Origin of the sequence: Streptomyces sp. XY431, assembly GCF_001279805.1 — a bacterium.
GTDB lineage: Bacteria > Actinomycetota > Actinomycetes > Streptomycetales > Streptomycetaceae > Kitasatospora > Kitasatospora purpeofusca.
Genome location: NZ_LGDO01000380.1, coordinates 12,995 through 31,032, shown reverse-complemented (window position 1 = coordinate 31,032; position 18,038 = coordinate 12,995). Strand labels below are relative to the sequence as shown.

At 72.8% G+C, this 18,038-nt stretch carries 20 protein-coding genes; 8 read left to right on the top strand and 12 right to left on the bottom strand.

Annotated elements, in window-relative coordinates; all coding sequences use genetic code 11:
• Nucleotides 1-21: 21 nt before the first annotated feature.
• From ADK60_RS26865 to ADK60_RS26845, 5 genes are all read right to left on the bottom strand, one after another.
• Nucleotides 22-1,350 (bottom strand): M20 metallopeptidase family protein, encoded by a 1,329-nt coding sequence (locus ADK60_RS26865; RefSeq protein ID WP_353651778.1) that lies wholly within the window; start codon nt 1,348-1,350, stop codon nt 22-24.
• 187 nt (nt 1,351-1,537) lie between these two features.
• The gene (locus ADK60_RS26860) at nt 1,538-1,792 is read right to left on the bottom strand and encodes a Txe/YoeB family addiction module toxin (RefSeq protein ID WP_053649378.1); all 255 of its coding nucleotides are present in this window, start codon (nt 1,790-1,792) and stop codon (nt 1,538-1,540) included.
• On the bottom strand, nt 1,789-2,070 hold the full coding sequence (locus ADK60_RS26855) for a type II toxin-antitoxin system Phd/YefM family antitoxin (RefSeq protein ID WP_053649376.1): 282 nt from the start codon (nt 2,068-2,070) through the stop codon (nt 1,789-1,791). Before ADK60_RS26855 ends, ADK60_RS26860 begins: the two co-directional genes overlap by 4 nt.
• 125 nt (nt 2,071-2,195) lie before the next feature.
• Nucleotides 2,196-3,269: a redox-regulated ATPase YchF gene (gene ychF / locus ADK60_RS26850; protein ID WP_045940754.1), complete on the bottom strand. Its 1,074-nt coding sequence runs from the start codon at nt 3,267-3,269 to the stop codon at nt 2,196-2,198.
• A 77-nt stretch (nt 3,270-3,346) separates the two neighbouring features.
• Nucleotides 3,347-3,739 carry a VOC family protein gene (locus tag ADK60_RS26845; protein WP_053649395.1) on the bottom strand — a complete coding sequence of 131 codons (393 nt, stop codon included), beginning with the start codon at nt 3,737-3,739 and terminating at the stop codon, nt 3,347-3,349.
• Between the two features lie 341 nt (nt 3,740-4,080).
• Here ADK60_RS26845 and ADK60_RS26840 point away from each other — a divergent pair, with 341 nt between their 5' ends.
• Entirely contained in the window at nt 4,081-4,524 is a 444-nt protein-coding gene (locus ADK60_RS26840) for a DUF6542 domain-containing protein (protein ID WP_052709174.1), read from the top strand.
• 50 nt (nt 4,525-4,574) lie between these two features.
• On the opposite strand, the gene ppgK is transcribed toward ADK60_RS26840, so the two are convergent.
• Both ppgK and ADK60_RS26830 read right to left on the bottom strand, forming a co-directional pair.
• Complete coding sequence (gene ppgK, locus ADK60_RS26835) at nt 4,575-5,321, bottom strand: polyphosphate--glucose phosphotransferase (protein WP_053649374.1); 747 nt, start codon at nt 5,319-5,321, stop codon at nt 4,575-4,577.
• Nucleotides 5,322-5,469: 148 nt separating this feature from the next.
• Nucleotides 5,470-6,447, bottom strand: coding sequence for a 4-hydroxy-3-methylbut-2-enyl diphosphate reductase (locus tag ADK60_RS26830; protein ID WP_045940760.1), 978 nt, complete (start codon nt 6,445-6,447; stop codon nt 5,470-5,472).
• Between the two features lie 87 nt (nt 6,448-6,534).
• Here ADK60_RS26830 and ADK60_RS26825 point away from each other — a divergent pair, with 87 nt between their 5' ends.
• From ADK60_RS26825 to ADK60_RS26810, 4 genes are all read left to right on the top strand, one after another.
• Nucleotides 6,535-7,905, top strand: a complete 1,371-nt coding sequence (locus tag ADK60_RS26825) for an APC family permease (protein WP_053649373.1) — start codon at nt 6,535-6,537, stop codon at nt 7,903-7,905.
• Between the two features lie 10 nt (nt 7,906-7,915).
• Nucleotides 7,916-9,178, top strand: a complete 1,263-nt coding sequence (xseA, locus tag ADK60_RS26820) for an exodeoxyribonuclease VII large subunit (protein WP_053649370.1) — start codon at nt 7,916-7,918, stop codon at nt 9,176-9,178.
• Between the two features lie 45 nt (nt 9,179-9,223).
• Nucleotides 9,224-9,487, top strand: a complete 264-nt coding sequence (locus tag ADK60_RS26815) for an exodeoxyribonuclease VII small subunit (RefSeq protein ID WP_078896619.1) — start codon at nt 9,224-9,226, stop codon at nt 9,485-9,487.
• Nucleotides 9,488-9,613: 126 nt separating this feature from the next.
• On the top strand, nt 9,614-10,213 hold the full coding sequence (locus ADK60_RS26810; RefSeq protein ID WP_045940764.1) for a malonic semialdehyde reductase: 600 nt from the start codon (nt 9,614-9,616) through the stop codon (nt 10,211-10,213).
• A 143-nt stretch (nt 10,214-10,356) separates the two neighbouring features.
• On the opposite strand, the gene ADK60_RS26805 is transcribed toward ADK60_RS26810, so the two are convergent.
• The gene (locus ADK60_RS26805) at nt 10,357-10,893 is read right to left on the bottom strand and encodes a DUF4245 domain-containing protein (protein ID WP_234371257.1); all 537 of its coding nucleotides are present in this window, start codon (nt 10,891-10,893) and stop codon (nt 10,357-10,359) included.
• Between the two features lie 226 nt (nt 10,894-11,119).
• Between ADK60_RS26805 and glpX the strand changes: the two genes are divergently transcribed.
• A complete protein-coding gene (gene glpX, locus ADK60_RS26800; RefSeq protein WP_030397094.1) occupies nt 11,120-12,160 on the top strand; it encodes a class II fructose-bisphosphatase in 1,041 nt (346 codons plus the stop codon).
• 174 nt (nt 12,161-12,334) lie between these two features.
• Here the strand turns inward: glpX and ADK60_RS26795 are convergent, their stop codons facing one another.
• Together ADK60_RS26795 and ADK60_RS26790 are read right to left on the bottom strand one after the other, a co-directional pair.
• Complete coding sequence (locus tag ADK60_RS26795) at nt 12,335-12,688, bottom strand: WhiB family transcriptional regulator (RefSeq protein ID WP_079008706.1); 354 nt, start codon at nt 12,686-12,688, stop codon at nt 12,335-12,337.
• Nucleotides 12,689-13,114: 426 nt separating this feature from the next.
• Nucleotides 13,115-13,810, bottom strand: coding sequence for a DUF1707 SHOCT-like domain-containing protein (locus tag ADK60_RS26790; protein ID WP_107084206.1), 696 nt, complete (start codon nt 13,808-13,810; stop codon nt 13,115-13,117).
• 261 nt (nt 13,811-14,071) lie between these two features.
• Here ADK60_RS26790 and ADK60_RS26785 point away from each other — a divergent pair, with 261 nt between their 5' ends.
• A complete protein-coding gene (locus ADK60_RS26785) occupies nt 14,072-15,739 on the top strand; it encodes a fumarate hydratase (protein WP_053649367.1) in 1,668 nt (555 codons plus the stop codon).
• 104 nt (nt 15,740-15,843) lie between these two features.
• On the opposite strand, the gene ADK60_RS26780 is transcribed toward ADK60_RS26785, so the two are convergent.
• Nucleotides 15,844-16,605 carry a GntR family transcriptional regulator gene (locus ADK60_RS26780; RefSeq protein ID WP_045940767.1) on the bottom strand — a complete coding sequence of 254 codons (762 nt, stop codon included), beginning with the start codon at nt 16,603-16,605 and terminating at the stop codon, nt 15,844-15,846.
• Between the two features lie 220 nt (nt 16,606-16,825).
• Here ADK60_RS26780 and ADK60_RS26775 point away from each other — a divergent pair, with 220 nt between their 5' ends.
• Nucleotides 16,826-17,113 (top strand): hypothetical protein, encoded by a 288-nt coding sequence (locus tag ADK60_RS26775; protein ID WP_053649365.1) that lies wholly within the window; start codon nt 16,826-16,828, stop codon nt 17,111-17,113.
• 501 nt (nt 17,114-17,614) lie between these two features.
• Here the strand turns inward: ADK60_RS26775 and ADK60_RS43850 are convergent.
• Nucleotides 17,615-17,872 carry a hypothetical protein gene (locus ADK60_RS43850; RefSeq protein ID WP_053649364.1) on the bottom strand — a complete coding sequence of 86 codons (258 nt, stop codon included), beginning with the start codon at nt 17,870-17,872 and terminating at the stop codon, nt 17,615-17,617.
• Between the last annotated feature and the right edge of the window lie 166 nt (nt 17,873-18,038).

Below are 18,038 nucleotides of genomic sequence, written 5' to 3'. Positions count from 1 at the left end.
CGGCCCCGCCCCCGCCCCGACTCAGCGGCGGGCGCGGTCCGCCAGCCAGCCCGCCATCGCCCGCACCCCGACGCCGATCGCCCGCTCGTCCGGCTCGAAGGTCTCGTAGTGCGGGTAGCTCGTCTCGATCCCGGCCCCCGGGGTGCGCACCCCGAGGAAGGTGTACGTGCCCGGGACCCGCTCCAGGAACAGCGCGTAGTCCTCCCCGTTGAACGGGAACGCGGTGCGGTTCACCGTGACCGCGCCGGCGCCGAACTCGCACCGCAGCCGCCGGGCCAGCGCGTTCGCCGCGTCCGCCGGGCAGAGCAGCGCCGGGAACGGGTCCCGCGGGTAGCCGACCACCGCCCCGGGGAACGTCTGCGCCAGCCGGCGGATCTCCTCCCGCACCTCGGCGTCCCGCTCCGGCGGCCAGCACCGGAACTTCGCCTCGACGACCGGCCGCCCCTCGGCGTCCGGGGCCGGCGCCACCCGCGCGCCGGTCACCAGGAACCGGGCCAGCGGCCCGTCCGGCGTCTGCACGTCCCGGACCATGGCCTCCAGGGCCGCGGGATCCTGCGGCAGCGGCACCGTGCCGAGCGCGGTGATCGCGCCCACCAGCCGGGCCGCCGACGCGGCCGCGTCCGGCCCGCCGAACGCGATGTTCACCCAGTCCTGGCCGGGCAGCCCGCTGCCCGGCGTCACGGCGAACCCGCCGACCGGGTAGGGGCCGGTGTGCAGGGCGTGGATCTCCTCGACCCCGGTCCGCTCCAGCCACCCCTGCGCGATCATCGCCCGGGCACCTACCAGGCCCTCCTCCCCCGGCTGGAAGAAGAAGACCACCGTGCCGCTCAACCGCTGCCGCAGCCGGGCCAGCGTCAGCGCGACACCCACCCCGACCGCGGTGTGGATGTCGTGCCCGCAGGCGTGCGCCGCCGGCCGCCCCTTCTTCGGCGGCATGATCCCGTCGCCCGGCACCGCGTCCATGTCCGCCCGGTAGGCCACCGTCCGGCCCGGCCGCGCACCGCGCAGCACCGCGACCACACCGTTCCCGGGCACCGCCGTCCCGTCCGGCAGGGTGGTCCCGCCGACCCCGGTGGCCACCTCCAGCCCCGCCGCCCGCAGCCGCCGCGCGACCTCCCCGGCGGCGTACGTCTCCGCGCCCGTGGTCTGCGGGTTCGCGTGCAGCGCCCGCCGCAGCGCGACCAGCTCGCCGTCCAGCCGCGCCGCCACGGCGTCCACCGCCGCCTGGTCGACGGGGTTCCGCCGCCCCACCGACTCCGCCGAGGCCCCCGCCCCGGACGCCATCACCACGGCCCCCGCCCCGGCCACCCCACCGAGCACCGCCCGCCGACTCGGCCTGTTGCCCGCCACGTTCCCCATCAGTCCCCCACCCGATCCGATCAATGTGACGCCCAGTCAACCAGTCGACCACATGCACCGGTCAAGCCCCGCCAGCCCCATTGACAACACCGGCCCCACGCGGAACGACGCCGCCCGACCCGCTTGCTCAGCGGGCCGGGCGGCATACGGAGACGGGGCCGGATCGGCCGTCCAGCGATCAGTAGTGGTAGCGGGCAGCCAGGACGACGATCTCCCGGTCAGTGACCAGGTAGACGAGGCGGTGCTCGTCATCGATCCGCCGGGACCCGGCCCCGGGCAGGTGGTACTTCAGCGGCTCGGGCTTGCCGATCCCGGCGAACGGGTCGCGCAGGACGTCCTCGATGAGCTTGTTGATCCGGGCGAGCATCTTGCGGTCGCTCTTGAGCCAGGACGTGTAGTCCTCCCAGCCGCCCTCCTCGAAGACCAGCCTCACTCAGCACCCTGCCCGACATCGGCCGAGTCGGGGTCGATGAGCGCGTGCTCGGAGAGCCCGGCGCCACTCAGGGCGTTCTCGTACGCCTTGAGCAGCCGACGCGCGTTCACCGGCGAGCGCAGGAGGTACGAGCCCTCGCGCAGAGCGGCGTAGTCCTCGGCGGAGAGGAGCACGGCATTCCCGTGCCTGGACACGATCTCGATCGCGTCGTGGTCCTCGTTGACCTTCTTGATCAGCGGAAAGAGATCCCTGCGGGCCTCGCTCGCGGTGATGGACACGGCACGTACCCCCTTCAACGAGTGGTACCGAATACGGTACCACTCGGGGGATCGCCGGACGGGTCGACGGGAAGAGGGCCGGACTCCGCGGAGTCCGGCCCTCTTCGATCCACGCACGTGCCAGATCAGACGTTGAAGCGGAACTCCACCACGTCGCCGTCCTGCATGATGTATTCCTTGCCCTCGATGCGGGCCTTGCCCTTGCTGCGGGCCTCGGCGATGGAGCCGCAGGCGACCAGGTCGTCGAAGGAGATGACCTCCGCCTTGATGAAGCCCTTCTGGAAGTCGGTGTGGATCACACCGGCGGCCTCGGGGGCGGTCGCGCCCTTCTTGATGGTCCAGGCCCTGGTCTCCTTGGGGCCTGCGGTGAGGTAGCTCTGCAGGCCGAGGGTCTCGTAGCCGACCCGGCCGAGGGTGGCCATGCCGGTCTCCTCCTGGCCCATGGACTGGAGGAGCTCCAGCGCCTCGTCCTCGTCCATGCCGATCAGCTCGGACTCGATCTTGGCGTTCAGGAAGATCGCCTCGGCGGGGGCGACCAGGGCGCGCTGGGCCTCCTTGAACTCCTCGTCGACCAGCTCGTCCTCGTCGACGTTGAACACGTAGAGGAACGGCTTGGTGGTGAGCAGGTGCAGCTCGCGCACCGAGGAGGCGTCGAAGCCCGCCTCGAAGAGGGTCTTGCCGGTCTCCAGGATCTTCTGGGCGGCCTCGGCGGCGGCCAGCGTGGCGGCCGACTCCTTCTTCAGGCGGGCCTCCTTCTGGAGCCGCGGCAGCACCTTCTCGATCGACTGGAGGTCGGCGAGGATCAGCTCGGTGTTGATGGTCTCGATGTCGTCCTTCGGCGAGACCTTGCCGTCGACGTGCACCACATCGGGGTCGACGAAGGCCCGGATGACCTGACAGATCGCGTCCGACTCACGGATGTTCGCCAGGAACTTGTTGCCCAGGCCCTCACCGACCGAGGCGCCGCGCACGATGCCGGCGATGTCGACGAAGTCGACGGTGGCCGGGAGGATGCGCTGCGAGCCGAAGATCTCGGCGAGCTTGGCCAGCCGCCCGTCCGGGACGCCGACGACGCCGACGTTGGGCTCGATGGTGGCGAACGGGTAGTTGGCCGCCAGCACGTCGTTCTTGGTCAGGGCGTTGAACAGGGTCGACTTGCCGACGTTCGGCAGGCCGACGATTCCGATCGTGAGCGACATGAAGCGCAGTCCCGGGGGCTTGGAGGAGTTGGGCCGGCCCGCTCGCCGGGCCGATCCCCCAGTCTACGGGCAGCGGGTCAGGCGCCCGCCGCCGCCGGCGAGGGCTCCAGGAACTCCAGGCGGTTGCCGAGCCGGTCGCTGGAGTGGAACCTGCGGTGCCCGGGCAGGTTGTCGTCCCAGACCACCTCGTGGCCGTGGGCGGCCAGCCGCTCGGCGAGGGCGTCCAGGTCGCCGATCTGGAAGCCCGGGTGCCCCTTGCGGGACGGCCGGAACTCCGGCACCACCCCGAGGTGCACCTCCACCCCGCCGCCGCGGAACCAGCAGCCGCCGCGCGCGGCCAGCACCGGGGGCTTCACCAGTTCCGTCATGCCGAGCACGCCGTGCCAGAAGGCGCGGCACTCGTCCTCCGCCCCCACCGGGATGTCGAGCTGGACGTGGTGCAGCCGTTCGAAGGTGAATCCGCTGGTCATCCACTCCCCCAGGTGTGATCGGACGTCGGTCACATCAATACTCCGTCCGAAGACACGGAACAAGCCCCGACGGCCCATTACACAGTGTGGCGATGATCGGACCGTACGTTGGGCGGGTGGAGCAGAGCATCCGTACCCAGCCGCCAGGGCCCAGACGCCGACCGCCGAACGGCGCGGCCGGGGCCGCCGTCCCCGGGCCGGGCCGTGCCCCCGGAACCACGGGCGGACCGGCCGTCCGGCCTGCCGGGAAGGCCACTGCCAAGGCCCCCGGGAGGTCGGGCGGCAAGACCTCCGGACGGACCGCGGGGCGGGGCGCCGAGCCCGGTTCCCGACTACGCCCCGTGTCCGGCCCGCCGGTGCTGCGGGCCCGGGTGGTGGGGCGGCTGTACGGGCGGCGGCGCAGCGGCCGGCCGACCCGGCTGACCGCCGTCGGCGCCGGGGTGGCCGCGCTGGCGGCGACGATCACGGTGGCCGGCCTGGACCGGCTGGTCTTCGGCGGGCTGGGGCCGCTGTTCGGCCTCGGCTATCTGCTGGTCTGCTTCCAGCTGGCGGTCCGGGTCCGGTACGCCGACCTGCTGGCCGCGCCGATCAGCGGGCCGATCGCCTTCGCCGCCGCGCTGCTGCTGTTCGGCCCGGTCACCTCCTCCGGGGTGACGGCCCAGGTGGTGGCGCTGGCGACCAACCTGGCCACCCGGGCCGGCTGGCTGTTCTCCGGCACCGGGCTGGCCGCGGCGATCGTGCTGGCCCGGTTCGTGGCCCAGCGCCGGATCCACCGCGCGCGCTGAGGGGAGGCCGCCGGCCACGGCCCCTCCCCTCAGCACACGGGCTGGCCGGCTCAGTCCGAGGCCCGGGCGGCCGCCATGGCCGCGCCGACGATGCCGGCGTCGTTGCGCAGCTCCGCCGGGACGACCCGGGCACCGCGCTCGCGCAGCAGCGGCAGGAACTTCTCGTGCTTGCGGCTCACCCCGCCGCCGATCACGATCAGCTGCGGCGAGAAGAGCATCTCCACCAGGTCCAGGTACTCGTCCACCCGGCCGGCCCACTGCCCCCAGCTCAGCCCGTGCCGCTCCTTGGCGGCCGAGGAGGCCCGCCGTTCGGCGTCCTTGCCGCGCAGCTCCAGGTGGCCCAGCTCGGTGTTGGGCACCAGCGTGCCGTCCACGAGCAGGGCGCTGCCGATGCCGGTGCCGAAGGTCAGCACCAGCACCACGCCCTCTTGCCCCCGGCCGGCGCCGTGGGCGGTCTCGGCGAGCCCGGCCGCGTCGGCGTCGTTGAGCACCACGGCCGGCAGGTCGAGCGCCTCCCGGAACAGGCCGGCCGCGTCCAGGCCGATCCAGCCCTTGTCGACATTGGCGGCGGTCCTGGTGTGCCCGTCGACGACCACGCCGGGGAAGGTCAGGCCCACCGGCCCCTGGTGGTCGAAGTGGCGGACCACCTCGCGGACGGCGGCGACCACCGCCTCCGGCGCGGAGGGCTGCGGGGTGAGGACCTTGTGCCGCTCCTGCGCGAGCACGCCCCGGGCGAGGTCGACGGGGGCACCCTTGATGCCCGATCCGCCGATGTCCACACCGAATACCGCCGTCATCTCGACCGCCCTCCGCCCGAACGTTGTCCACAGGCTGTGCATGACCGTGCCTGGCTGTCCACAACTTACGAGAGCCCGCCGGGCCCCGCACAGCGGAGGGCCCGGCACCCCGTCGGGGTACCGGGCCCTCCCCCCGGACTCGGGCGCGTTACAGCTTGCCCGCGGCCTCGGCGCGCAGGTCGCGGCGGAGCTCCTTGGGCAGCGAGAAGATCAGGTGCTCCTCGGCGGTCTTGACGGTGGAGACCTCGTCGTAGCCGCGCGCGGCCAGCCACTCCAGCACACCCTCGACCAGGATCTCCGGCACCGAGGCGCCGCTGGTCAGGCCGACCGTGGTGACGCCGGTCAGCCACTCCTCGTGGATCTCCTCGGCGAAGTCCACCAGGTGCGCGGCCTTGGCGCCGTACTCCAGGCCGACCTCGACCAGGCGGACGGAGTTGGAGGAGTTCTTGGAGCCGACCACGATCAGCAGGTCCGTCTCCGGGGCCATCTGCTTGACGGCCACCTGGCGGTTCTGGGTGGCGTAGCAGATGTCGTCGCTGGGCGGGCTGACCAGCAGCGGGAAGCGCTGCTTCAGCTCGCCGACGGTGGCCATGGTCTCGTCCACCGACAGGGTGGTCTGGGAGAGCCAGACGACCTTGGACTCGTCGCGGACCTGCACCTTGGCGACGTCCTCGGCGCCGTCGACCAGGTGGATCCGGTCCGGCGCCTCGCCCATGGTGCCGATGACCTCCTCGTGGCCCTCGTGGCCCACCAGCAGGATGTCGTAGCCCTCGTCGGCGAAGCGCACGGCTTCCTTGTGCACCTTGGTCACCAGCGGGCAGGTGGCGTCGACGGTGGCGAGCTTGCCGGCCCGCGCCTCGTCGTGCACCGACGGCGCGACGCCGTGGGCCGAGAAGACCACGATCGAGCCCTCGGGCACCTCCTCCGTCTCGTCGACGAAGATCGCGCCCTTCTTCTCCAGGGTCTGCACCACGTACTTGTTGTGGACGATCTGCTTGCGGACGTAGATGGGCGCCCCGTACTGCTCCAGGGCCTTCTCAACGGCGATCACGGCGCGGTCGACGCCCGCGCAGTAGCCCCGGGGGGCGGCGAGCAGGACACGGCGCTGCGCGGTGTTGGAGGACATGGCTCCATCGTACGGGCGGAGGGGAGCCGCGCCGACGGGAGTCGCGTTCCGGCCGGAACCGGTCCCGGGTGCTCAAATGTGGAAGCTATGAGCGAGCGAGCCGGGCCGGGCGGGCCCGAGGACGGCGGGCCCCGGGGTGAGCTGCGGCGCAGCCTCGGCGTCCGCGATCTGGTGGTCTACGGGCTGCTGTTCATCGCCCCGATGGCGCCGGTCGGCGTGTTCGGGGTGCTCGACGCCAAGAGCCGCGGCGCGGTCGCGGCGGTCTACCTGGTGGCCACCGTGGCGATGGGCTTCACCGCGGTCTCGTACGCGCAGATGGTGCGGGCGGTGCCGCGGACCGGTTCGGTCTACGCCTACGCGCGGGCCGGGCTCGGCGAGGGGGCGGGCTTCCTGGCCGGGTGGATGGCCCTGCTGGACTACCTCCTGATCCCGGCGGTCGCGTACCTGTTCTCCGGGATCGCGCTGCACTCGCTGGTGCCGGACGTGCCGCGCTGGGTGTGGACGGCGCTGGCGGTGCTGGTGACCACCACGCTGAACCTGGCCGGGGTGCGGACGGCGGCGGTGGTGGGCCTGGCGGTGCTGGTGGCGGAGCTCGCGGTGCTGGCGGTGTTCGTGGTCGCGGCCGTCGTGGTGCTGGTGCGGGACGGCGCGCAGCGCGGCTGGGCGACGCCGTTCACGGCGGTCGGCGGCTTCTCCGCGTCCGCCGTGCTCTCGGCGGTCTCGGTGGCGGTGCTGTCCTACCTGGGCTTCGACGCGATCGCCACCTTCGTCGAGGAGGCGGTCGGCGCCTCGGCGGCGGTGGCGCGGGCGGTGCTGTGGTGCCTGGTGGTGTCCGGTCTGCTGTTCGTGGCGCAGACCTGGCTGGCGGCGCTGCTGGAGCCGCTCTCCCCGGAGCAGCTGGCGGCGGACCCGGCGGCACAGGGGTCGGCGTTCTACGACACGGTGGAGGGCTCGGTCGGGCACTGGCTGCACGTGCTGGTCGCGGCGAGCAAGGCGGTCGGCGCGGCCTTCGCCGCCCTGGCCGGGCAGGCGGCGGCCGGGCGGCTGCTCTTCGCGATGGGCCGGGACGGGCGGCTGCCGCGCTTCCTCGGCGCGGTCGACCCCGGCTCGGCGGTGCCGCGCCGGGCGCTGCTGGTGTCGGCGGCGATCACCCTGGTGGCGGCGGTCTGGGCGGCGGACCGGGACGACGGTCTGGACCGGCTGACCTCGGTGGTGGACATCGGCGCGCTCACCGCCTTCACCCTGCTGCACGCCTCGGTGGTGGGCTGGTACGTGGTGCGGCACGGCTCGCGCGACTGGGCCCGGCACCTGGTGGTGCCGGTGCTGGGCGTGCTGGTGATCGGCGCGGTGGTGGCCGAGGCGGCCGGTTCCGCGCAGGTGGTGGGGCTGGTCTGGCTGGCGGTCGGCCTGCTGGTGGTGGCCGCCCGGAGCGGTTCCGCTGTCGGCGGGCGTCGCTAACCTCGTACGCATGGCCAACCCCAGCTCCCCCGAAGCACCGCTCCCGGTCGGCAAGGTCTCCGCGCTGATCGGCGGCTGGATCGACCGGCTCGGCGCGATCTGGGTGGAGGGACAGATCACCCAGCTCAGCCGGCGGCCGGGGGCGGGCGTGGTGTTCCTGACGCTGCGCGACCCGCAGGCGGACGTCTCGCTGACCGTGACCTGCTTCCGCTCCGTCTTCGACCAGGTCGCGGACGCGGTGCAGGAGGGCTCGCGGGTGATCGTGCACGCGAAGCCGGAGTGGTACGCGGCGCGCGGCCAGCTATCGCTGCGGGCCTCGGAGATCCGGCTGGTCGGTCTGGGCGAGCTGCTGGCCCGGCTGGAGCAGCTGAAGCGGCGGCTGGCCGGCGAGGGCCTGTTCGCGGCGGACCGCAAGAAGCCGCTGCCGTTCCTGCCCCAGTGCGTCGGGCTGGTCACCGGGCGCGGCTCGGCGGCGGAGCGGGACGTCCTGGAGAACGCCCGGCGGCGCTGGCCCGCCGTCCGCTTCGAGATCCGCAACGTCCCGGTGCAGGGCGTCAGCGCGGTGGAGCGGGTGAGCGAGGCCGTCCGGGAGCTGGACGAGCACCCCGAGGTGGACGTGATCGTGGTGGCCCGGGGCGGCGGCAGCGTCGAGGACCTGCTGCCGTTCTCGGACGAGGGCCTGGTCCGGCTGGTCGCGGCCGCGCGGACGCCGGTGGTGAGCGCGATCGGCCACGAGCCGGACCAGCCGCTGCTGGACTTCGTCGCCGACCTGCGCGCCTCCACGCCCACCGATGCCGCCAAACGGGTGGTTCCGGACGTCGGGGAGGAGCTGGCCAAGGTCCGGCAGCTGCGGGACCGGGCGCGGCGGCACGTACTCGCCCGGGTGGAGCGGGAACAGCACGGGCTGGACGGGGTGCGCAGCCGGCCGGTGCTGGCCGCGCCGCAGCGGATGCTGGACGGGCGGGGCCAAGAGGTGGCCGGGCTGCTGGAGCGGTCCCGGCGCACCCTGAACCACCGGCTGGAGCACGCGCAGAGCGATCTCGGGCACACCCTGGCCCGGGTGGTCGCGCTCTCCCCGGCGGCCACCCTGGAGCGCGGGTACGCGGTGCTGCAGCGGCGGGACGGCACGGTGGTGACCGATCCGGCGCAGGTTGCGGCGGGCGAGGGGCTGCACGCCCGGGTGGCGGGCGGCGGCTTCGACGTCACCGCGGACGGCGGCGGCGCGGCGAACGGCGGCGGGACGAACGGCGGCGGGACGGCAGAGGGCCGGTAGCGGCGGCTGGGCACGCTGTCGGTCCGGCCCCCTACGCTGGCTCCCATGGCAGACGAGGAGCAGAGCACGGCGGCAGCCGCCGTGGAGGCGCCGACCGCGGACGACGCGCTGGGGTACGAGCACGCGCGGGACGCGCTGCTGGAGGTGGTCCGGCAGCTGGAGAACGGCGGCACCTCGCTGGAGGAGTCGCTGGCGCTGTGGGAGCGCGGCGAGCAGCTGGCGAAGGTCTGCCAGCGCTGGCTGGACGGTGCGCGGGCCCGGCTGGACGCCGCGCTGGCCGCTGAGGAGGACGCTCCGCCGCAGGGGTGACGCAGGTCACGTGCGGCGCGGGGAACAGTTGAATGTTCACCCATGTTGGGACCGTCTGACCGGCTGCGGCCGGTCACCGCAACAAAGACGACCCCCCAGCTTCTTCCTCCCCCGAGGTGCACTGACATGACCACCGACGCCCTGGTTCTCGACACCGCCGCCCAGGACCTGCTGTTCCGCGAGGCCCGCACGGCCAACACCTTCACCGACGAGCCGGTCTCCGACGAGCAGATCCAGGCCATCTACGAGCTGGTCAAGTTCGGCCCGACGGCGATGAACCAGCAGCCGCTGCGGGTCGTCCTGGTGCGCTCGGCCGAGGGCCGCGAGCGCCTGGTCCAGCACCTCGGCGAGGGCAACAAGGCCAAGACCGCCGCCGCCCCGCTGACCGCGATCCTCGCCGTGGACAACGAGTTCCACGAGGAGCTGCCGACCGTCTTCCCGCACTTCCCGGCCGCCAAGAGCTACTTCACCGAGCGCCCGGTCCGCGAGGCCTCGGCCGCGATGAACGGCGCCCTGCAGGCCGGCTACTTCATCATCGGTGTGCGCGCCGCCGGCCTGGCCGCCGGCCCGATGACCGGCTACGACGCCGAGGGCATCAACAAGGAGTTCTTCACCGACGGCGAGCACTCGGTGCTGGCCGTGGTGAACATCGGCAAGCCGGGCGAGAACGCCTGGTACCCGCGCTCGCCGCGACTGGCCTACGACGAGGTCGTCACCACCGTCTGAGCCACCACCGTCCTGGCCCGGGCCCCCCCGGGGTCCGGGCCAGGACAGCGCGAGGGCCCCGCACGCACCGCGTGCGGGGCCCTTCCGCGTCCCTGCCGGCCGCTGCCGGAGCGGAGATCTCCGCTCCGGGGGCGGGAACCGGACTACTTCAGCGCCCGCGCCAGCTCCGCCAGCTCCTCGTAGGAGGCCGTGCCGGTCAGCACGGTGGTGGCGCCGCCGGTCTGCACCGTGATCGCCCGCGCCTTCGGTCCCTGCACCCGCTCCCAGGCCTGCCCGGCGATGTCCTCGGTGCCGTCCGGCTTGCCGCCGGCCACCGTCGCCTTGAGCACGTCGTCACGCGCGATATCGCTCTGCTCCACGGCCGCGTACTGGCCCGAGGGGGTGACGAAGCCCAGGTGCCAGGCGTTGCCCTTGCCGTTGTTGGTCGCCGCCGCGTTGTACGTCACCGAGGTGGCCCGCCACTTCGCCGACAGGCCGTCCGGGACGAGCAGCGGGTACGGCGCGGCGCGCTTGGCGGTGGCCGCGGCCACCCTGTAGTCGACCGGGCGCACCCCGTCGCCGTCCGCGTCGTGCGGCAGGAACAGGTACCCGACCCAGACCACGACGCCGACGGCCAGCATCGACAGGACCATGTCCCGTACGGTCTGCCGGCCCCTCATGCCCTTGCTCTCTCCAGCCACCCCCACATGGTGACTCATGCTGACGCGGTCGCCCGCACCCGGGGTGCCGCGTCGGGGTGCCACGTCGGGGCGCCGAGAGCAAAAGCCGCCCCCGTCGGGCCGTGGAGGGACCCGCGCCACAGACAGTCATGTCGTGGGCAGATACGATCGCAACACCCTCACCACGGCGTTCGACCAGGCAGTAGTCGGGCGCTCACTGGCCGTCGCGTACAGAGAGGTAACGACGATGACCACGCAGTACCCGCACCATCTCCCCAGCTCCCTCGAGGTCGCGCCCGAGGCTCCCGACCGGAACCTCGCGCTCGAACTCGTCCGGGTCACCGAGGCCGCGGCGCTCGCCGCCGGCCGCTGGGTCGGCCGTGGCGACAAGAACGGCGCCGACGGCGCCGCAGTCCGCGCCATGCGCACCCTCGTCTCCACCGTCTCGATGAACGGCGTCGTCGTCATCGGCGAGGGGGAGAAGGACGAAGCTCCGATGCTCTACAACGGCGAACGGGTCGGCGACGGCACCGGCGCCGAGTGCGATGTCGCGGTGGACCCCGTCGACGGCACCACCCTCACGGCCAAGGGCATGAACAACGCGGTCGCCGTCCTGGCCGTCGCCGACCGCGGCACCATGTTCGACCCGAGCGCCGTGTTCTACATGGACAAGCTGGTCACCGGGCCGGAGGCCGCCGACTTCGTCGACATCACCGCCCCGCCGGCCGTCAACATCCGCCGGGTCGCCAAGGCCAAGGGCATCGCCGTCGAGGACGTCACCGTCGTCGTCCTGGACCGCCCGCGCCACGAGGGCCTGATCCGGGACATCCGCGAGGCCGGCGCCCGGATCAAGTACATCTCCGACGGCGATGTCGCCGGCGCCATCATGGCCGCCCGCGAGGGCACCGGCGTCGACCTGCTCATGGGCATCGGCGGCACCCCCGAGGGCATCATCGCCGCCTGCGCGATGAAGTGCATGGGCGGCGTGATCCAGGGCCGGCTCTGGCCCAAGGACGACGCCGAGCGGCAGAAGGCCATCGACGCCGGGCACGACCTCGACCGGGTGCTCAGCACCGACGACCTGGTCAGCGGCGAGAACGTGTTCTTCGTCGCCACCGGCATCACCGACGGCGAGCTGCTGCGCGGTGTGCACTACCGCCAGGAGACCGCCACCACCAGCTCGCTGGTCATGCGCTCCAAGAGCGGCACCATCCGCGAGGTCCACGCCACCCACCGGCTGTCCAAGCTGCGGGCCTACAGCGCGATCGACTTCGACCGCGCCAACTGAACGACCCCGCGTCCGGGCCGCCCACCGGCGGCCCGGACCGCGGCAGAGCCACGACGAACCCGCGGCCTCGGCGAAATCCCCCTTCGCCGAGGCCGCGGGCATGTGCGGACGCCCGCCGGGTGTGTGCCGGGGCCCGCCGGGCGGGTGCCGACGCCCCCGGCCCGGCGCCGGGGATCACCCCGCGATCCGGCCCCTCGCCCCCGGCACCCGGACCGGCTCGCACAGCTCGACGTCCCGCCGGCGGCGCCGCGCCAGCACCACCCGGCGCTCGGCCGCCGTCAGCCCGCCCCAGACCCCGTAGGGCTCCGGCTGCGCCAGCGCGTGCTCCCGGCAGGCCAGCAGCACCGGGCAGCGGGCACACACCTGCTTCGCCTGCTCCTCGCGCGACAGCCGGGCCGCGGTCGGCTCCTTGGACGGTGCGAAGAACAGGCCCACCTCGTCCCGCCGGCAGGCCGCGGCGGTGTGCCACGGACTGTCCTCGCCCGCCGGCTGCGCCGGGGGCCGCTCCAGGAGCTGCGCCGCGACCACCGGCGAGGCTGCGGCGGACGGCCGCGCGACCGGCGACGGGGCGGCCGGCGACGGGGCGGCGGACGAGGTGGTGCGGGACTCGATCGGATGCAGCACGGCCGTACTCCTGACGAGGCTCTCGGACACGGGGAAGCTCGCTCCCCTGCCCGGCTGCGGGGTCCCCGTTCACACCCGGGCCGGCCTCAGGCCGCCTCCGGTACGCAGCCGTACAAGAAGCGATGTGCCAGAGGAACTACCCCACGGCGCCGGGATTCATGCACACTGCACGCAACCGACTACAGCGTGCACCCGACACAACGACGAGTGCCCGGCCGGGAGTTGTCCCCGACCGGGCACCGGACCTGCCGCCGAGCGGCGGAGTCCGTCGTTCCGAATCTGTCGCGGCGGCCCGCCGGACCGTTCCGTCCGACCACCGGGCCCGCGGGCTCAGTCGGCGCCGAGCTGCTTGCGCACCCACTCCTTGAGCTTCTTGCCCCGGCGCGGCTTGGCCTCGCAACCGCCGAACACCGCGGTGCCCTTGACCCGCACCACCGGCGCGTACGGGTCCGCCGCGGTCTGCTCCTTGACGTCGAAACCGCCGAAGATGCCGACGCCGCCGCCGTGCAGGCTGACGTTCTCCGGCACCTTGATCTCCACCCCGCCGAAGATCGCCACCACGTCGATCACCACCTCGGGCGACTCGAACACGGCGTCCGTCAGGTCGATCTCGACCCCGCCGAAGATCGCCACCGCCCGCAGGTTGGACCCCACCCGCCACCGGCCCTTGCGGGACGAGCCGCCGAAGACGGCCAGCATGGTCGGCGCCTCGTTGCGGGCCGGCAGCCGCACCGGGCCGTCCGGACGCGGGGCCGCCGCCGGATCACCCAACGGCGACTTCTCGAAGGAGATCCCTCGGTGCACCGGAAGGTCCCGGGTCAGCGGCACGAGGTCGCCCAGGGTCTTGGCCGCGTACGCCGCCTCGATCCGCTCGGCATGCTCCTCGACGTCCAACCGCCCCTCGGCGTAGGCGTCGCGCAGCAGCTCCGCCACCCGTTCGCGGTCGGCGTCCGAGGCCCGGATCTCGGCTTCCGCCACCGGGGCGTGCGCGGGTCGGGCGGGCGGCGTCGCCCCGGGCTTGGTCATCGGTACGGCCCCCCGGCCCTGATCGTCCATCCGCTGCTCCAGCGGCTCCTGCGGGTCCTTCGACGGCGAGTTCTCCACGGGCCCAGCCTAGTCAACCGGGCAAGCCCCTTCCCCACCGGCGGGTGACCCCGGTCACGCAGGCTGACCTTCCCGCGTACGCGATTCCCGCGCGTCCTACCCTTGAGGGTGCTTTCGCCCTCCAGGGTGCTTCGCCGACGCAGCCGGAACACTGGCAACACTGGACATCTAAGGACCGCCCCCATGGCTCCCACGCCGGACTTCGAGTACAGCGACCTTCTCCCCCTGGGCGCTGACCCGACCCCCTACCGCAAGCTCACCTCCGAGGGTGTCTCCACCTTCGAGGCCGGCGGCCGGACCTTCCTCCAGGTCGAGCCCGAGGCCCTGCGGCTGCTCACCGCCGAGGCGATGCACGACATCTCGCACTACCTGCGCCCGGCCCACCTCGCCCAGCTGCGCCGCATCCTGGACGACCCCGAGGCCAGCCCCAACGACCGCTTCGTCGCGCTGGACCTGCTGAAGAACGTCAACATCTCGGCCGGCGGCATCCTGCCGATGTGCCAGGACACCGGCACCGCGATCGTCATGGGCAAGCGCGGCCAGAACGTACTGACGGCCGGCGGCGACGAGGCCGCCGTCGCCCGCGGCGTCTACGACGCGTACACCGAGCTCAACCTGCGCTACTCCCAGATGGCCCCGGTGACCATGTGGGACGAGAAGAACACCGGCAACAACCTGCCGGCCCAGATCGAGCTGTACGCCACCGACGGCGACGCCTACAAGTTCCTCTTCATGGCCAAGGGCGGCGGCTCGGCCAACAAGTCGTACCTGTACCAGGAGACCAAGGCCATCCTGAACGAGGCCAGCATGCTCTCGTTCCTGGAGCAGAAGATCCGCTCGCTGGGCACCGCCGCCTGCCCGCCGTACCACCTGGCCATCGTGATCGGCGGCACCAGCGCCGAGTTCGCGCTGAAGACCGCCAAGTACGCGTCCGCGCACTACCTGGACCAGCTGCCGACCTCCGGCGACGCGAAGACCGGCCACGGCTTCCGGGACCTGGAGCTGGAGGCCAAGGTCACCGAGCTGACCCAGAAGATCGGCATCGGCGCCCAGTTCGGCGGCAAGTACTTCTGCCACGACGTGCGCGTGGTCCGCCTGCCCCGCCACGGCGCCTCGCTGCCCGTCGCGATGGCCGTCTCCTGCTCCGCCGACCGCCAGGCCCTGGGCAAGATCACCGCCGAGGGCGTCTTCCTGGAGCAGCTGGAGACCGACCCGGCGAAGTACCTGCCGGACACCACCGACGAGCACCTCGACGACGACGTGGTGCGGATCGACCTCGACCAGCCGATGTCCGCGATCCGCGCCGAGCTCTCCAAGTACCCGGTGAAGACCCGGCTCTCGCTCACCGGCACCCTGGTCGTCGCGCGCGACATCGCGCACGCCAAGATCAAGGAGCGCCTGGACGCGGGCGAGGGCATGCCCAAGTACCTCCAGGACCACCCGGTCTACTACGCCGGCCCGGCCAAGACCCCCGAGGGCTTCGCCTCCGGCTCCTTCGGCCCCACCACGGCCGGCCGGATGGACTCCTACGTCGACCAGTTCCAGGCCGCCGGCGGCTCCATGGTCATGCTCGCCAAGGGCAACCGCTCCAAGCAGGTCACCGACGCCTGCGCCGCGCACGGCGGCTTCTACCTCGGCTCCATCGGCGGCCCGGCGGCCCGCCTCGCCCAGGACTGCATCAAGAAGGTCGAGGTCCTGGAGTACGCCGAGCTGGGCATGGAGGCCGTCTGGCGCATCGAGGTCGAGGACTTCCCGGCCTTCATCGTGGTGGACGACAAGGGCAACGACTTCTTCCGCGAGACCACCGAGGGGCCGCTGATCACCAGCCTGCGGGTCCGCTCCAAGGAGTAGCGCCCACCGCTCGCAACCCGCCGCCCCGACCGCCGCCCGCGTCCGGGGCGGTGGCGCGTCCGCAGCTGGAACCGCGTCAGGCATCAGGCGTCAGGCCTCAGGCGTCAGGCGTCGAAGTCGTACTCCAGGACGTAGGAGGCCGCGTCCAGGATCATCTCGTTCAGCTCGACGACCTGGCCCTCGTCGGCGAAGGCGGTCCGGCAGATGAGGATCACCGGGGTGCCGGCCGAGAGTTCCAGCCGGACGGTCTCCTCGGCGGCCGGCATCCGGGAGCGGACCTCCTCGCGGAAGTGCACCGGCTTGGCGCCTATCTCGGCCAGCCGCGCGTAGGTGCCGCCCGGGCCGGTGTCCTCACGGGTGATGGCGGTACCGGCCACGAGTCCGGCCGGCAGGTAGGAGGTCGACAGCAGCACCGGCTTGCCGTCCAGGACGAAGCGCCGGTGCCGCACGCACATCGGCTCGCCCGGGTCGACGCCGAGCACCCTGGCCACGTGCTCCGGCGCGCCCTGCTCGGTGACCGACACCTGGTCGACGACCAGGGTGCGGTTGTCGATGTCGGCCGACCATATCGACCGGCCCGAGCCCCACTGGCCCTGGGCGAGCCGCTGGATCCCGCGCCGGCGCAGCGGCCGGAAGTCCCGGACGAAGACGCCCGCACCGCGGCGGGCCTCGGCGATGCCCTCGCTCTGCAGCACGCCGAGTGCCTGACGGGCGGTCATCCTGGCCACGCCGTAGACGTCCATGAGGTCGTTCTCGCCGGGCAGCCGGTCGCCCGCCCGGTACTCGCCGGCGTCGATGGCCGCCCTCAGCGTGTCGGCGATCCGTTGGTACTTGGGCTGCTTCTCGCCGCTGCTGCTGCCGACCATCGCCTTCTCCCTCGTCCCTCTCGGAAATCGTAGGCGCGCCCGCGGCCGCCGGTAAGCCGATAGGACCGGCTGGACCGTTGACATCTCTAGAGATATTAGCTTCTCTAGAGATGCTGGGTAGTCGCCGAGCAGAGCCGAACCAAAAAGCCAAGCCACGACAGCGACCAGGGCCGGCCACCACCGTCGCCGCGCCCGCACCGGAGCAGCAAGGAGCAGCGCGGTGAGCATCCGAAAGCGCGCCGCCGCGGCCTACCGGCCGCGCGTGGGGGAATCCGTCCTCGACACCAGGACCGGGCGGACCGGCATCTACATGGACACCATCGGCGGGGAGCACTACCTCCGCCCGCCCGAGGGCGGTTGCGAGTGGACCGCCCGCCCCGAACACGTCACCCCGGCCGGGCCGGCCGACGGCGGGAGCACCGGCGCCGCCGACGCCGACCCGGCCGACCCCACCAGACCCGCCGGCCGCGCCGACCCGGCACCGACCGCCCCCGCCCACGCGGCCTGACCCCTCACCCGGCGGGGCAACCCCGACAGCGAATTCCGGCCACCGGGTACGCGCGCGGGCCGCTCGCCGCCACGGCGGCCGGCCCGTGGGGAGGATCGCGGGAGGATCACGCGGACATGTGCCGGAGGCAATTGCCGACATTCTCGGCAAAGGCTCCGGCGACCGCGACCGTACAACTCGTGAACGCGACAACAGTGAGATCAACTCGTATACACATGGGCGATTTCCGCCGATATCAGTGCCGAATTGGCGCCGCGAATCCCACCCGCGAAGTGAAGGGCCGCCGGCGGCCCGACGCGCGAACGCCCCGCACCGCCGGTGGCGGGATGCGGGGCGCTCGGGTGGCGTGTGGGACTACGGGTGACCGGCAATGATTCCGGCAGAGGCGCCGGTGGCGGTCACGAGGTAGCCGGTGGTCACCACGATCGTCGAGACGGCGACGACCGCGAGGCGACGGAAGTGCTTCACGGATGTTCCCCCCGGAACTGCTGATCGACGCGCTTACGGGTGCGCGGCGATGATGCCCTGCGGCTCGCGCTTCTGGCCGGGCTCGGCACCGTCGGCCTTCTCGGACTCCACGATGTACTGGCCTTCGTCGCCGAACTCGTCGTCCAGCAGGTCGGCCTTGTGGTCGGCGGTGGGCTCGGCGTACTCGGCCGGGTTCGAGGTCGCCGCGATCGCGCCCTCGACGGCCTGGCCGGCGACGGCCTCGGCGGCCGGCTCGGTCGACACGGGGGTCGCGCTCTCGTTGTTGGCCATGGGCGGGCCGCCTTTCGGTCATCAAATGTCGTGTGCCCCACCGGCTCGGCGCGGGCACGGAGTCAGTATCGTAGGGTTGATTAAATGTCCGATAAACATCGTGCGGCTGACCGTGCCGTCCGGCAGAGTCGGCCCCCCGCCTAAGCTGAAGCCACCACAACGGCGG

Coding starts and splice junctions, on each gene's coding strand:
- ychF (WP_045940754.1), bottom strand. CDS start 3,269: ATGTCGCTCACGATCGGAATCGTCGGCCTGCCGAACGTCGGCAAGTCG.
- ADK60_RS26845 (WP_053649395.1), bottom strand. CDS start 3,739: ATGACCAGCGGATTCACCTTCGAACGGCTGCACCACGTCCAGCTCGAC.
- ppgK (WP_053649374.1), bottom strand. CDS start 5,321: ATGACGGCGGTATTCGGTGTGGACATCGGCGGATCGGGCATCAAGGGT.
- ADK60_RS26830 (WP_045940760.1), bottom strand. CDS start 6,447: ATGTCCTCCAACACCGCGCAGCGCCGTGTCCTGCTCGCCGCCCCCCGG.
- ADK60_RS26825 (WP_053649373.1), top strand. CDS start 6,535: ATGAGCGAGCGAGCCGGGCCGGGCGGGCCCGAGGACGGCGGGCCCCGG.
- xseA (WP_053649370.1), top strand. CDS start 7,916: ATGGCCAACCCCAGCTCCCCCGAAGCACCGCTCCCGGTCGGCAAGGTC.
- ADK60_RS26815 (WP_078896619.1), top strand. CDS start 9,224: ATGGCAGACGAGGAGCAGAGCACGGCGGCAGCCGCCGTGGAGGCGCCG.
- ADK60_RS26810 (WP_045940764.1), top strand. CDS start 9,614: ATGACCACCGACGCCCTGGTTCTCGACACCGCCGCCCAGGACCTGCTG.
- glpX (WP_030397094.1), top strand. CDS start 11,120: ATGACCACGCAGTACCCGCACCATCTCCCCAGCTCCCTCGAGGTCGCG.
- ADK60_RS26790 (WP_107084206.1), bottom strand. CDS start 13,810: ATGACCAAGCCCGGGGCGACGCCGCCCGCCCGACCCGCGCACGCCCCG.
- ADK60_RS26785 (WP_053649367.1), top strand. CDS start 14,072: ATGGCTCCCACGCCGGACTTCGAGTACAGCGACCTTCTCCCCCTGGGC.
- ADK60_RS26780 (WP_045940767.1), bottom strand. CDS start 16,605: ATGGTCGGCAGCAGCAGCGGCGAGAAGCAGCCCAAGTACCAACGGATC.
- ADK60_RS43850 (WP_053649364.1), bottom strand. CDS start 17,872: ATGGCCAACAACGAGAGCGCGACCCCCGTGTCGACCGAGCCGGCCGCC.